This is a genomic window from Pseudomonas amygdali (genome assembly GCF_002699855.1).
Classification (GTDB): Bacteria; Pseudomonadota; Gammaproteobacteria; order Pseudomonadales; family Pseudomonadaceae; genus Aquipseudomonas; species Aquipseudomonas amygdali.
The window spans coordinates 34,491-47,915 of sequence record NZ_LKBW01000024.1 but is presented as its reverse complement, the minus strand read 5'-3'; the positions used below and the strand labels follow the sequence as shown (position 1 = coordinate 47,915).

Genomic DNA, 13,425 nt, shown 5'->3' with positions numbered 1-13,425 from the left:
GTAAGCCAATCGAATTCGATTTATTATTTATTGATCCTTAAAGGAGTGCGGCACATGTCAAAAGGGCATTCGCTACAAGACCCTTACTTGAATACCTTGCGAAAAGAGAAGGTCGGGGTATCGATCTACCTGGTCAACGGTATCAAGCTGCAGGGCACGATCGAGTCTTTCGACCAGTTCGTCATTTTGCTAAAGAATACTGTCAGCCAGATGGTCTACAAACACGCCATTTCCACCGTCGTACCGGTTCGCCCGATTCGCCTTCCCAGCGCTACCGACGCTGACGGCGCAGACGCCGAGCCAGGTAACGCCTGATAGGAGTCTGCCTTGTTCTTTGAGCGCCACAGTGGTGGTGAACGTGCAATTCTCGTTCATCTGGATGGTCAGGACCCTGAGGCGCGCGAAGATCCGCAGGAGTTTCAGGAGCTGGCCATATCGGCCGGTGCCGATACCGTTGCGTTTATCAACGTGCCGCGTCATCGGCCATCGGCCAAATACCTGATTGGCTCTGGCAAGGTCGAGGAGCTTCGCGACCAGGTCAAGGCCGAACAGGCTGATCTCGTTATCTTCAATCACACCCTCACGCCCAGTCAGGAACGTAACCTCGAACGCGTTTTCGAGTGCCGCGTGCTTGATCGTACGGGTCTGATCCTCGATATCTTTGCGCAGCGCGCACGTACCCACGAAGGCAAGCTTCAGGTCGAACTGGCCCAGCTTGAGCATATGAGTACGCGTCTGGTCCGTGGCTGGACTCACCTTGAGCGTCAGAAAGGTGGTATCGGCCTGCGCGGCCCAGGCGAAACCCAGCTCGAAACCGACCGACGTCTTCTGCGGGTTCGCCTGCGGCAGATCAAGGGGCGGCTGGAGAAGGTTCGCAGCCAGCGCGATCAGGCACGTCGTGGACGCCGTCGCGCCGATATCCCTTCGGTTTCTCTGGTGGGGTATACCAACGCCGGTAAATCGACCCTTTTCAACTCGGTGACCGATTCGGATGTGTTTGCGGCGGACCAGCTGTTCGCCACGCTCGATCCGACCTTGCGTCGTCTGCAGCTCGATGATCTGGGCCCTATCGTGCTGGCCGATACCGTAGGCTTCATTCGCCATCTGCCGCACAAACTGGTAGAAGCCTTTCGAGCGACGCTTGAAGAGTCGAGCAACTCCGATTTACTGCTGCATGTGATCGACTCCCACGAGCCTGACCGCATGTCGCAGATCGAGCAGGTCATGGCCGTGCTCGGTGAGATCGGTGCCGAGGGCTTGCCGATCCTTGAGGTCTATAACAAACTCGATCTGCTTGAAGGCGTGGAGCCTCAGATACAGCGGGATGCCGATGGCAAGCCGCAGCGTGTCTGGGTGTCTGCCCGCGATGGTCGAGGGCTGGATCTGCTCAAGCAGGCCATCGCCGAACTGCTCGGCGACGACCTGTTTGTCGGCACGCTGCTTTTGCCTCAGAGTCTTGCCCGGCTGCGCGCCCAGTTTTTTGAATTGGGTGCGGTGCAGAGCGAAACGCATGACGAGGAAGGTGCCAGCGTGTTGGCCGTACGACTGCTGCGCGTTGAACTCAATCGACTGGTGAGTCGCGAAGGATTGCAGCCGCTGGAGTTCATCGAGCAACACACTTTGCAATAAAAGCACGAGAAAGCCGTTGTACGGCTTTCGCGAGCATTCTGTAGCATTGGTCGGCGCGCCGCGGGCGCGTCTTTGCTTTATCAGATGGAGAGCGCTATGGCTTGGAATGAGCCGGGTGGCAACTCGAATAATCAAGATCCCTGGGGTGGCAAACGCCGTGGCGGCGACCGCAAGGGACCACCTGATCTCGACGAGGCCTTCCGTAAGCTGCAGGAAAGCCTGAAGGGGTTGTTCGGCGGCGGTAACAAACGCGGCAGCGATGGCGGCGGCAGTGGTGGCGGTTCAGGCAAGGGCGGTGGCTTTGGCTTGCTCGGTATCGGCCTGGTCGTGCTCGTCGCTTTCTGGCTCTACAGCGCTATATATGTTGTTGACGAGCAGGAGCAGGCTGTCGTGCTGCGTTTCGGTCAATACCACGAAACCGTAGGGCCGGGTCTCAACATCTACTTCCCGCCGTTCGATCGCAAGTACATGGAAAACGTGACTCGCGAGCGAGCCTACAGCAAGCAGGGCCAGATGCTCACCGAAGACGAGAACATCGTCGAAGTGCCACTGACCGCGCAATACAAGATCAGCAACCTGCAGGACTTCGTCCTGAACGTCGACCAGCCTGAAATCAGCCTGCAGCACGCCACTGAAAGTGCGCTGCGCCATGTCGTGGGTTCCACGGCAATGGATCAGGTGCTGACTGAAGGTCGTGAACTGATGGCCAGCGAAATCAAGGAGCGTCTGCAACGCTTCCTCGATACCTACCGCACCGGCATCACCGTCACTCAGGTGAACGTACAGAGCGCTGCGGCACCGCGTGAAGTGCAGGAAGCGTTCGATGACGTGATCCGCGCCCGTGAAGACGAGCAGCGTGCACGCAATCAGGCCGAAAGCTATGCCAATGGCGTGATTCCGGAAGCCCGTGGTCAGGCTCAGCGCATCCTTGAGGATGCCAACGGCTACCGCGATGAAGTCGTTTCGCGCGCCAAGGGTGAGGCGGATCGCTTTACCAAACTGGTTGCCGAGTACCGCAAGGCTCCTGAAGTTACCCGCCAGCGTCTGTATCTGGACACCATGCAGGAAGTCTTCAGCAATACCAGCAAGGTGCTCGTGACCGGCGACAAGGGGCAGAACAATCTGCTTTATCTGCCGCTCGACAAGATGATCGAGAGCAGCCGCAGCAGTAACGGCAATGGCTCCAATTCAGGTACGCCATCGCAGTCGGCTAATGATGCTGCCGCTGCTGCCGCCGCTGCCCGGGCGAATGAGGCTCAGCAGCGTGGTGAAGTACGTACCAGGGAGACTCGCTGATGAGTAACAAATCACTGATCACCCTTATTGTCGGCGTGGTACTGGCAGTCATCGCCTGGAACAGCTTTTACATAGTGTCCCAGACCGAGCGCGCGGTTCTGCTGCAATTCGGTCGCGTGGTCCAGGCGGACGTTCAGCCGGGTCTGCATGTGAAGGTTCCTTATGTGAACCAGGTGCGCAAGTTCGACGGTCGTTTGCTGACCCTCGATGCACCGACCCAGCGTTTCCTGACGCTGGAAAAGAAAGCGGTCATGGTCGATGCCTACGCCAAGTGGCGTGTGAAGGATGCGGAGCGTTTCTACACCGCGACTTCCGGCCTCAAGCAGATTGCCGACGAGCGTCTTTCGCGTCGTCTGGAGTCGGGCCTGCGTGACCAGTTCGGCAAGCGCACCCTGCACGAAGTCGTGTCGGGTGAGCGTGATGCGCTGATGGCTGATATAACCGGTTCGCTGAACCGCATGGCCGAGAAAGAGCTGGGTATCGAAGTTGTCGATGTCCGGGTCAAGGCCATCGACCTGCCGAAGGAAGTGAATCGCAGCGTTTTCGAGCGTATGAGCACCGAGCGTGAGCGTGAAGCTCGCGAGCACCGTGCCAAGGGTAACGAGCTGGCTGAGGGCATTCGTGCCGACGCTGATCGTCAGCGTCGTGTGTTGCTGGCAGAAGCCTATCGCGAGTCGGAAGAAGCGCGTGGTGATGGTGATGCCCAGGCTGCCGCGATCTACTCCAAGGCATATTGTCAGGACCAGGAGTTCTACGCGTTTTATCGCAGCCTGCGCGCCTACCGTGAAAGCTTTGCGAACAAGAGCGACGTGATGGTGCTCGATCCGAACAGCGAATTCTTTCGCTATCTGGAAAAAGCCAAGCCGTAATTAATCACCCGCCGGGCGGCAAAACCGCCCGGTGGGGTGAACGTACGGTGAAACGTGTGTATCATGCGGCAGCCGGGAAATTCCCGGCTTTTTTGCGTCTGCACGATTGATTGGCCGTATCTGAATCAGAGCACGGCAAGATTTTTCGAGGAAAGTGGTCTGCAAGACCTGTCTCGGGCATTTGTCGTGCCCGTCATACAGCGCACCACTTTCTGCTTCACTCAAGGCTGGCCTGTAGGCTGGCCGCCTGGATCACAGGGGAATGGCGTAATGGCAACGGTCGACCGCTGGCTGCTACCAGATGGCATCGAAGAAGTACTGCCACCGGAAGCGGCGCGCATTGAAGTAGCGCGCCGTCAGGTGTTGGATCTGTTTCAGAGCTGGGGCTATGAGTTTGTCGTCACCCCGCATATCGAGTATCTCGAATCCCTGCTGACCGGCGCGGGTTCGGATCTGGACCTGCGCACCTTCAAGGTTATCGACCCGCAATCGGGCCGGCAGATGGGCTTTCGCGCCGACATCACGCCGCAGGTTGCACGCATCGATGCTCACACCCTCAAGCGTGAAGGCCCGAGCCGTCTGTGCTATGCGGGCAGCGTTCTGCACGCCCAGCCGCGCGCACTGTCCTCCTCGCGCAGCCCCATTCAACTGGGCGCCGAGCTGTACGGCGATGCCAGCCCGAGCAGTGACGTCGAAGTCATCAGTCTGATGCTGGCCATGCTGCAACTGGCCGATGTGCCGGACGTGCACATGGACCTTGGACATGTCGGCATCTACCGTGGTCTGGCGCGTGCCGCTGGCCTGTCGGGAGAAGTCGAGCAGCAGTTGTTCGATGCACTGCAGCGCAAGGCCATTGATGAAGTGGTTGCCCTGACCGCCGATCTCCCGCAAGAGCTCGCAACAATGCTGCGCGCGCTGGTTGATCTGTGTGGTGGACGTGAGGTGCTGGACGCGGCGCGTGATCGTCTGGCTGGGGCACCTGCGCCGGTGCTGGCCGCGCTGGACGACTTGCTGGCAATAGCCGAGCGTCTGGCTGCGCGTTTCCCGCAGTTGCCGCTGTACTTCGATCTCGGCGAGCTGCGTGGCTATCACTACCACACCGGTGTGGTGTTTGCGGTGTTCGTGCCGGGCGTGGGCCAGTCGATCGCGCAGGGCGGTCGTTACGATGACATCGGCGCCGACTTCGGCCGCGCCCGTCCGGCGACCGGCTTTTCCACCGACCTGAAAACCCTGGTAACCCTGGGGCAGGCAGAAATCGTCTTACCGTCTGGTGGCATCTGGGTGCCGGACAGTACGGATGCGGCACTCTGGCAGATGGTTTGCCAGTTGCGCAGTGAAGGTCAGCGTGTGGTTCAGGCTTTGCCTGGGCAGCAGGCGAGCGCCGCGCGTGAAGCCGACTGTGACCGGCAATTGATTCAGCATGGCGAGCACTGGCAGGTAATGCCGCTGGCTTCTTGAGTATTCCTGCCGGCCGCCGCCGGCACCAAGTTTGCGTGAATGAGGACAAGTGTTATGGGTAAGAATGTCGTAGTCCTGGGCACTCAATGGGGTGATGAGGGCAAAGGCAAGATCGTTGATCTGCTGACCGAACATGCTACCGCCGTAGTTCGCTATCAGGGTGGCCACAACGCTGGTCACACACTGGTGATCGACGGTGAGAAAACCGTATTGCACCTGATTCCGTCCGGTGTACTGCGCGAAGGCGTGCAGTGCCTGATCGGTAACGGTGTAGTGGTTGCTCCCGACGCGCTCCTGCGCGAAATCATCAAGCTGGAAGAGAAAGGCATTCCAGTGCGTGAGCGTCTGCGCATCAGCCCGTCCTGCCCGCTGATCCTGTCGTATCATGTTGCACTGGACCAGGCGCGTGAAAAAGCCCGCGGCGAATTCAAGATCGGCACCACCGGTCGTGGTATCGGCCCGGCTTACGAAGACAAGGTTGCGCGTCGCGGTCTGCGCATTGGCGACCTGTTCCATCGCGAACGCTTCGCGGCCAAGCTGGGCGAGCTGCTCGACTACCACAACTTCGTGCTGGTCAATTACTACAAAGAGCCTGCCATCGACTTCCAGAAGACACTCGACGAGTGCATGGAATATGCCGATCTGCTCAAGCCGCTGATGCTCGACGTCACCGCTGCGCTGCATGAGATGCGTCGCGACGGCAAGGACATTATGTTCGAAGGTGCCCAGGGTTCGTTGCTGGACATCGACCACGGTACTTATCCGTACGTCACCAGCTCCAACACCACTGCTGGCGGTATCGCTACCGGTTCGGGTTTTGGTCCGATGTACCTGGATTACATTCTGGGCATCACCAAGGCCTACACCACGCGTGTGGGTTCGGGTCCGTTCCCGACCGAGCTGTTCGACGATGTCGGTGCTTTCCTGGCCAAGCGTGGCCACGAGTTCGGCGCTACCACCGGTCGCGCTCGTCGTTGCGGCTGGTTCGATGCCGTCATCCTGCGTCGCGCCATCGAAATCAACAGCATCTCGGGCCTGTGCCTGACCAAGCTGGACGTGCTTGACGGTCTTGAGACCATCAACATCTGCGTCGGCTACGAGAACGAAGAAGGCGCGGTCATCGACGCACCTACTGACGCCGACAGCTACCTGGGTCTGCGTCCGGTCTACGAGCAGATGCCTGGCTGGAGCGAATCCACGCTGGGTGCCAAGACCCTGGAAGAGTTGCCTGCAGCCGCTCGCGCCTACATCAAGCGCGTCGAAGAGCTGGTTGGCGCGCCTATCGATATCATTTCGACCGGTCCTGACCGTAACGAAACCATCGTGCTGCGTCACCCGTTCGGCTAATACTTCGCCGCGCTGTATCAAGAGGGCCGCGTTTGCGGCCCTTTTTGTTTTCAGCGTCCGCAGGATTCAATCGCGGCAAAAGTGAGACTTGTGTCACGGCACGGCGCTTGCTACAAAGATGACAGAAAAGTGCCATCATTTTAATGGCGCTGAGGGTGGAGGGATTCTCCTGTGTCTGCTGTCTTATCTCTATTGCAAAGCCGTCTGCTGCGCCCGGTCTTCATTGCCCTGGGCATTGCCCTTTTGGTGCAGGTCATCGTGGCGGTTGCTCTTACCCGGAGCACAGTCACAGCGCTTGAGGCTGACCTTGCCAATCGCCTTGGGGTAGATTCGCAACATCTTTCCTCCGAGCTGGAGCTGGCGAGTAGCGAAGTGACGTCGAGCCTCGACTCGCTTTCAGCCAGTACGCGTCAGCGCTTGAGCGTCGGACTTTCTACCCGCCTGAAGGAAGAGCAGGCCCAACTGCGTGCCACGCTGGAAAAAGACCTGAGAGAGTCCGCCACTGACATGGCCGAGCTACTGGCTGCGGTTGCCCCGCGCGCCATGTGGGACAACGACACGCCAACCCTTTCCGAATTTGCCCGACGCGCCCAGCGCAATCCCAACGTGTTGTTTGTGGTCTATGACGACGCCGCAGGTGAGCACCTTACGCGGTACATGAACCGCGATAACCCGCTGGTCAAGGCGCTGCTGGCCAAGGGTGAAGGCGAGCGTGCGATGGACAAGATCCTCATTGCCGCGAAAAACGACCCGTCGGTGTATTACGTCGAGGCCTCTATCAGCCCTAACGGTGTCGAGATCGGCAAGGTGCGCATGGGAGTGTCGACGGCAACGGTCGAGGAAAATCTTGCTGCGCTGGACAAGCGTTTCGCCACCCTGATAACCAGTGGCGAGCAACTGGTTTCCGACAGCCTTGCCAGTGCCTCCAAAGACAGTTCGACCGCCTTGCGCACGCGCTTGCAATCCGCTCAGACGGCGGGTGCTGCAATGACCACCAATACACGTGTGGCGGTTCAGGAAGCCGCCGAAACGTTGCGCTGGCGGATCGGCATGGGGTTGGCGCTGGTCGGCCTGGGCGTACTGCTGTTACTGGCGGTGGTGCTCGGTCGTCGAGTCGTCAGCAAGCTGCATCTGCTGATCGCTGCGCTCAATGATCTGGCGGCGGGTGAGGGCGACCTGACCAAGCGCGTCAAGCTGGACAGTAATGACGAAATCGGCGACATGTCGGCGGCGGTCAATCGCTTCATCGACAAGTTGCAGCCTATCGTTCGTGAGGCGGGCGAGGTGGCGCAGCGCACCGGGCAGGAAATCGGCGTGATGAGCCAGCGCAACGCCGGCGCCGATGCTGCAGCCGAACTGCAGCGAGACGAAGTGGCGGCCAGCCTCAAGGCGCTGGAGCAGATGGCCGATGAGGCGCAGTCGGAAAGCCAGGCGATGCAGGCAGCCCTACGTCAAGTGGTCGATATCAAGCAGGCGACCGATGAAAACACCCGCACGTCCAATCAGGTCGGCGGTTTGATCGAGGCGCTGGCCGGGCAGGTCGAAACCGGTGCGCAGGTCATCGAGCGTCTGGCGCAGCAAAGCCAGCAGATTGAGGTTGTGCTGGAAGTTATCCACGGCATTGCCGAACAAACCAACCTGCTCGCACTCAACGCAGCCATCGAAGCGGCCCGCGCGGGTGAAACGGGCAGGGGCTTCGCCGTGGTAGCTGACGAGGTGCGTGCGCTGGCCAGCAAGACACAAAGCTCGACGGGCGATATCCAGGAACACATCATCGCCCTGCAGCGTGGAGCGAAAGAGGCGGTCGCCGCCATCGGCATCGCTGGCCGACAGGCCAAGGAAGGGTTGGAGGTATTACGTGGCAGCGCCAAACGCCAGCAGACCGTGCAGGCGTCCGTCGAGCAGGTGCATGCGGCCATCGGTCTGGCAACCAAGGCGGCTGTACATCAGGCTGAAGGCGCGCAGGCCGTTCGCGGTCGGGTCGAGGTGATTCACGCACAGGCCGAGCGTGCTGCCGAGGCGGTGGTCGAGACGACTGCTAGCGGCAAGGTACTCAGCGGTCTGGCTGCGCAGTTGTAGGCGAGCCTGGGGCAGTTTCGGGCTTGAGCATCATGCAGCGCTGCAAATGTGGCGCTGCTATGCCCGCGGGATGGCAGCTTTTCTGAAGTCGGAAAGCAAAAAACCGAGCCATTGGCTCGGTTTTTTTGAATTGGTGCCCAGAAGAAGACTCGAACTTCCACGACCTTGCGGTCACCAGCACCTGAAGCTGGCGTGTCTACCAATTTCACCATCTGGGCAGTATCGGAAGGCATCAACCTGCCGATGGCGCGCACTATACGGAGCGCTTTTTAGGCTGTAAACCCCGGCGATGAAAAAAAGTCGAAAAAAATCGCGGGCGGTGTGTTTCGGGTCTTGCAGCGTGGTCGGGGAGGCTTTTTGTCGAGTGGTTTGAGCGTGAAATTTCCCGTTTCATGAGGTCTATGCCAAACTAACCCCTATATATACAAGGTGAAAACTATCTAATGGCCGATTGGCAGTCCCTCGATCCCGAGGCCGCTCGTGAAGCGGAAAAATACGAAAACCCTATTCCCAGCCGTGAGCTGATCTTGCAGCACCTTGCCGAGCGCGGTTCGCCGGCCAGTCGCGAGCAACTGGTCGAAGAATTCGGCCTGACCACCGAAGATCAATTCGAGGCTCTGCGCCGCCGCATTCGGGCAATGGAGCGTGACGCCCAGTTGATCTATACCCGTCGTGGCACGTATGCACCGGTAGACAAGCTTGACCTTATTCTGGGTCGCATCTCCGGGCACCGTGACGGTTTCGGTTTTCTGGTTCCAGATGACGGTTCCGATGACCTGTTCATGAGCCCGGCGCAGATGCGTCTGGTGTTCGACGGTGACCGGGCGCTGGCGCGCGTTTCCGGCCTTGACCGTCGCGGTCGTCGCGAAGGCGTTATTGTCGAAGTCATCTCGCGTGCTCACGAAACCATTGTTGGTCGCTACTTCGAAGAGAGTGGCATTGGTTTTGTTGTACCCGATAACCCGAAAATCCAGCAGGAAGTGCTGGTAACACCGGGCCGCAACAATAATGCGAAGATCGGCCAGTTCGTCGAGGTGAAAATCACCCACTGGCCAACGCCGCGCTTCCAGCCGCAGGGTGATGTGGTCGAAGTGGTCGGCAACTACATGGCGCCGGGCATGGAGATCGATGTTGCGTTACGCACTTACGATATTCCGCACGTGTGGCCCGAGGCTGTACTCAAGGAAGCTGCGAAGCTCAAGCCGGAAGTCGAAGAGAAGGACAAGGAAAACCGCGTAGACCTGCGCCACCTGCCTTTCGTGACCATCGATGGCGAAGACGCTCGCGACTTCGATGATGCGGTTTATTGCGAAGCCAAGCCGGGCAAACTGCGCTTGTTCTCCGGTGGCTGGAAGCTCTACGTGGCCATTGCCGACGTATCGAGCTACGTGAAAATCGGCTCGGCGCTGGATGCTGAATCCCAGGTTCGCGGCAACTCGGTGTACTTCCCCGAGCGCGTCGTGCCCATGCTGCCTGAGCAATTGTCCAACGGCCTGTGCTCGCTGAACCCGCACGTTGATCGTCTGGCCATGGTTTGCGAGATGACCATCTCCAAGACCGGCGAGATGACTGACTACGTATTCTACGAAGGCATCATCCACTCCCACGCTCGACTGACCTACAACAAGGTCAGCACGATCCTGGAACAGCCGAAAACGGCTGAAGCCAAAAGCCTTCGTGGCGAATACGGCGACGTGGTTCCGCACCTCAAGCAGCTTTACGCCATGTACAAGGTTTTGCTGGGTGCGCGTCATGTGCGCGGTGCGATCGATTTCGAAACTCAGGAAACCCGGATCATCTTCGGTTCCGAGCGCAAGATTGCCGAAATCCGTCCGACCACTCGCAACGATGCTCACAAGCTGATCGAAGAGTGCATGCTGGCCGCCAACGTGGCCACCGCGCAGTTCTTGAAGAAGTACGAAATTCCCGCGTTGTACCGCGTCCACGATGGCCCGCCGCCAGAGCGTCTGGAAAAACTGCGTGCATTCCTGGGTGAGCTGGGTCTGACGCTGCACAAAGGCAAGGAAGGTCCGACACCGAAGGATTATCAGGCGCTGCTTGAAACCGTTCGTGACCGCCCGGATTACCACCTGATTCAGACCGTCATGCTGCGTTCGTTGAGCCAGGCCGTTTACAGCTCGGACAACAACGGCCACTTCGGTCTGAATTACGAAGCGTATACGCACTTCACCTCGCCGATCCGTCGTTATCCGGATCTGCTGACGCACCGTGCTATTCGCAGCGTTATCCGCTCCAAGCAGGATACTCCACACGTACGTCGTGCCGGTGCTGCAACGATTCCGAAGGCGCGTATCTACCCGTACGACGACGCGCTGCTCGATCAGTTGGGCGAACAATGCTCGATGAGCGAGCGCCGTGCCGACGAGGCTACGCGCGACGTGGTCAACTGGCTCAAGTGCGAGTACATGAAAGATCGCGTGGGCGAGTCATTCCCGGGCGTGATCACGGCGGTAACCGGCTTTGGCCTGTTCGTCGAGCTGACTGACATCTACGTCGAAGGTCTGGTCCACGTCACGGCTCTGCCGGGTGATTACTACCATTTCGACCCCCTGCATCACCGCCTTGCCGGCGAGCGTACCGGACGTAATTTCCGTCTGGGCGACAGCGTCGAAGTGCGCGTCATGCGTGTTGATCTGGATGAGCGCAAGATCGACTTCGAGATTTCCGAAACCGCAGCGGCTGCAACGCCGGCTGGTCGCAAGCGTCGTGGTCATGACACTGCGCCGCCTGCCGCCACTACAACGACGGAAAAGGAAAAGGCGCCTGCCAAGTCCGGTCGCCGTAGCGCTTCTGCCAAGGAGAGCAGTACCGAAGCGTATCGCCCGAGCGATGCGGCGGCGAAAAACGCAGAAGTGCGTAAAAGCCGCGAGCTGAAAAAAGCCCTTCTGGCTGACGCGAAGGGTGGTAGCAAGGCGTCGTCGGGAAAGTCTGACAGGTCGGGCTCTGCTCCTTCGTCGAGCAAGCCGGCCAGTAAACACCGTAAAGGTCCGTCGAAATCGGGCTCCGCGCCAACCGCGAAAAGCGGTGGCGCTCGTAAACCCAAGGCCAAGTCATGAGTCAGCTGGAAAAAATCTACGGCGTTCACGCCGTAGAAGCGTTACTTCGTCATCACCCGAAACGCGTCAAGCACATCTGGCTGGCCGAGGGTCGTAACGACCCTCGCGTACAGACGCTGGTGGCGCTGGCGGGCGAGAATCGCGTGACCATCGGTCAGGCGGAACGCCGCGAAATGGATGCCTGGGTCGAAGGCGTGCATCAGGGTGTGGTTGCCGATGTGAGTCCGAGTCAGGTCTGGGGCGAGGCAATGCTCGACGAGCTACTCGACCGCAGCGAAGGTTCGCCGTTGCTGCTGGTGCTTGATGGTGTGACCGATCCGCACAACCTCGGCGCCTGTCTGCGTACCGCCGATGCGGCAGGTGCGCTGGCCGTGATCGTGCCCAAGGACAAGTCTGCGACCTTGACGCCAGCCGTGCGCAAAGTCGCCTGCGGTGCGGCCGAAGTCATCCCGCTGGTGGCTGTGACCAATCTGGCGCGCACGCTGGAAAAGCTTCAGCAGCGCGGCTTGTGGGTTGTCGGTACGGCAGGCGAGGCCGAGGTCGAGTTGTATCAACAGGATCTGACCGGCCCGACCATCATCATCATGGGCGCGGAAGGCAAGGGCATGCGTCGCCTGACCCGCGAGCACTGCGATTATCTGGTACGCCTGCCGATGGCGGGCAGTGTCAGCAGTCTCAACGTGTCGGTCGCGACCGGCGTTTGTCTGTTTGAAGCGCTGCGTCAGCGCAGTGTCAAGACTGCCGTCAAAAAGGCCTGATTTCGGCGCCTGGCCAGAGTGAGCAGGTCGCGCCATGCGATCTGCTCATTAATTCACCAATTGCCTTGCGCCTCCCTCGACCCTTCTCTACAATTGCGCCCCTTGCTGTCACGGCAGGCGCGCATGTGCCTGTCCCTGAGCAAGACCAACAGTGTCATTCACTCCTTGTCTGACCGCTTTTGAGCGGCAGGCTACAACCCGTAAGGAGCATTCATGCGTCATTACGAAATTATCTTTTTGGTCCACCCGGATCAAAGCGAGCAAGTCGGCGGCATGGTAGAGCGTTACACCAAGCTGATCGAAGAAGACGGCGGCAAAATCCACCGTCTGGAAGATTGGGGCCGTCGTCAACTGGCTTACGCAATCAACAATGTTCATAAGGCTCACTACGTGATGCTGAACGTTGAGTGCACTGGCAAGGCTCTGGCCGAGCTGGAAGACAACTTCCGTTACAACGATGCTGTGATCCGTAACCTGGTCATCCGTCGCGACGAAGCCGTAACTGGCCAGTCCGAGATGCTCAAGGCTGAAGAGAACCGCAGTGAGCGCCGTGAGCGTCGTGACCGTCCTGAGCACTCCGACAGCGCCGATGGCGATGACGGCGACAACAGCGACGTTAGCGATAACGCTGACGAGTAATCCACGGACCTTTTGAGGAGCCAATTACATGGCACGTTTCTTCCGTCGTCGTAAATTCTGCCGCTTCACCGCTGAAGACGTCAAAGAGATCGATTACAAAGATCTCAACACTCTGAAAGCCTACGTATCCGAGACCGGCAAAATCGTTCCAAGCCGTATCACTGGTACCAAAGCACGTTATCAGCGTCAGCTGGCCACCGCTATCAAGCGTGCCCGCTTCCTGGCCCTGCTGGCCTACACCGACAGCCACGGCCGCTGAGACCAGGTAGTCGA

The 13,425-nt window shown here is 59.3% G+C and carries 11 protein-coding genes and 1 tRNA gene; 11 read left to right on the top strand and 1 reads right to left on the bottom strand.

Going from position 1 to position 13,425, the window contains the following annotated elements:
• Nucleotides 1-54 precede the first annotated feature (54 nt).
• The 7 genes from hfq (at nt 55) to AO277_RS03155 (ending at nt 8,678) form a co-directional block, all read left to right on the top strand.
• A complete protein-coding gene (hfq, locus tag AO277_RS03185) occupies nt 55-315 on the top strand; it encodes an RNA chaperone Hfq (RefSeq protein WP_002551819.1) in 261 nt (86 codons plus the stop codon).
• A gap of 12 nt (nt 316-327) precedes the next feature.
• Nucleotides 328-1,629, top strand: coding sequence for a ribosome rescue GTPase HflX (hflX, locus tag AO277_RS03180; protein WP_044317834.1), 1,302 nt, complete (start codon nt 328-330; stop codon nt 1,627-1,629).
• A 96-nt stretch (nt 1,630-1,725) separates the two neighbouring features.
• The gene (gene hflK / locus AO277_RS03175; protein WP_044317833.1) at nt 1,726-2,925 is read left to right on the top strand and encodes an FtsH protease activity modulator HflK; all 1,200 of its coding nucleotides are present in this window, start codon (nt 1,726-1,728) and stop codon (nt 2,923-2,925) included.
• Entirely contained in the window at nt 2,925-3,794 is an 870-nt protein-coding gene (gene hflC / locus AO277_RS03170) for a protease modulator HflC (RefSeq protein ID WP_044317832.1), read from the top strand. The genes hflK and hflC overlap by 1 nt, the downstream gene beginning before the upstream one ends.
• A 270-nt stretch (nt 3,795-4,064) precedes the next feature.
• Entirely contained in the window at nt 4,065-5,252 is a 1,188-nt protein-coding gene (locus AO277_RS03165) for an ATP phosphoribosyltransferase regulatory subunit (protein ID WP_005778895.1), read from the top strand.
• Nucleotides 5,253-5,306: 54 nt separating this feature from the next.
• Nucleotides 5,307-6,599 carry an adenylosuccinate synthase gene (locus AO277_RS03160; RefSeq protein WP_002551824.1) on the top strand — a complete coding sequence of 431 codons (1,293 nt, stop codon included), beginning with the start codon at nt 5,307-5,309 and terminating at the stop codon, nt 6,597-6,599.
• A gap of 171 nt (nt 6,600-6,770) precedes the next feature.
• Nucleotides 6,771-8,678 carry a methyl-accepting chemotaxis protein gene (locus AO277_RS03155; RefSeq protein WP_044317831.1) on the top strand — a complete coding sequence of 636 codons (1,908 nt, stop codon included), beginning with the start codon at nt 6,771-6,773 and terminating at the stop codon, nt 8,676-8,678.
• A gap of 131 nt (nt 8,679-8,809) precedes the next feature.
• Here the strand turns inward: AO277_RS03155 and AO277_RS03150 are convergent.
• Nucleotides 8,810-8,896: transfer RNA gene (locus AO277_RS03150), tRNA-Leu, on the bottom strand.
• Nucleotides 8,897-9,121: 225 nt separating this feature from the next.
• On the opposite strand from AO277_RS03150, the gene rnr reads away from it, so the two are divergent.
• The 4 genes from rnr (at nt 9,122) to rpsR (ending at nt 13,411) form a co-directional block, all read left to right on the top strand.
• Complete coding sequence (gene rnr, locus AO277_RS03145) at nt 9,122-11,755, top strand: ribonuclease R (protein WP_044317830.1); 2,634 nt, start codon at nt 9,122-9,124, stop codon at nt 11,753-11,755.
• Entirely contained in the window at nt 11,752-12,513 is a 762-nt protein-coding gene (gene rlmB / locus AO277_RS03140) for a 23S rRNA (guanosine(2251)-2'-O)-methyltransferase RlmB (protein ID WP_044317829.1), read from the top strand. Before rnr ends, rlmB begins: the two co-directional genes overlap by 4 nt.
• A 213-nt stretch (nt 12,514-12,726) precedes the next feature.
• Complete coding sequence (gene rpsF / locus AO277_RS03135; RefSeq protein ID WP_002551828.1) at nt 12,727-13,152, top strand: 30S ribosomal protein S6; 426 nt, start codon at nt 12,727-12,729, stop codon at nt 13,150-13,152.
• Nucleotides 13,153-13,180: 28 nt separating this feature from the next.
• On the top strand, nt 13,181-13,411 hold the full coding sequence (rpsR, locus tag AO277_RS03130) for a 30S ribosomal protein S18 (protein ID WP_002551829.1): 231 nt from the start codon (nt 13,181-13,183) through the stop codon (nt 13,409-13,411).
• Nucleotides 13,412-13,425: the final 14 nt, after the last annotated feature.

What these genes read in the sequence shown, in the direction of transcription:
- hfq (WP_002551819.1), top strand. Translation starts at nt 55, where the DNA reads ATGTCAAAAGGGCATTCGCTACAAGACCCTTACTTGAATACCTTGCGA.
- hflK (WP_044317833.1), top strand. Translation starts at nt 1,726, where the DNA reads ATGGCTTGGAATGAGCCGGGTGGCAACTCGAATAATCAAGATCCCTGG.
- hflC (WP_044317832.1), top strand. Translation starts at nt 2,925, where the DNA reads ATGAGTAACAAATCACTGATCACCCTTATTGTCGGCGTGGTACTGGCA.
- AO277_RS03165 (WP_005778895.1), top strand. Translation starts at nt 4,065, where the DNA reads ATGGCAACGGTCGACCGCTGGCTGCTACCAGATGGCATCGAAGAAGTA.
- AO277_RS03160 (WP_002551824.1), top strand. Translation starts at nt 5,307, where the DNA reads ATGGGTAAGAATGTCGTAGTCCTGGGCACTCAATGGGGTGATGAGGGC.
- rnr (WP_044317830.1), top strand. Translation starts at nt 9,122, where the DNA reads ATGGCCGATTGGCAGTCCCTCGATCCCGAGGCCGCTCGTGAAGCGGAA.
- rlmB (WP_044317829.1), top strand. Translation starts at nt 11,752, where the DNA reads ATGAGTCAGCTGGAAAAAATCTACGGCGTTCACGCCGTAGAAGCGTTA.
- rpsF (WP_002551828.1), top strand. Translation starts at nt 12,727, where the DNA reads ATGCGTCATTACGAAATTATCTTTTTGGTCCACCCGGATCAAAGCGAG.
- rpsR (WP_002551829.1), top strand. Translation starts at nt 13,181, where the DNA reads ATGGCACGTTTCTTCCGTCGTCGTAAATTCTGCCGCTTCACCGCTGAA.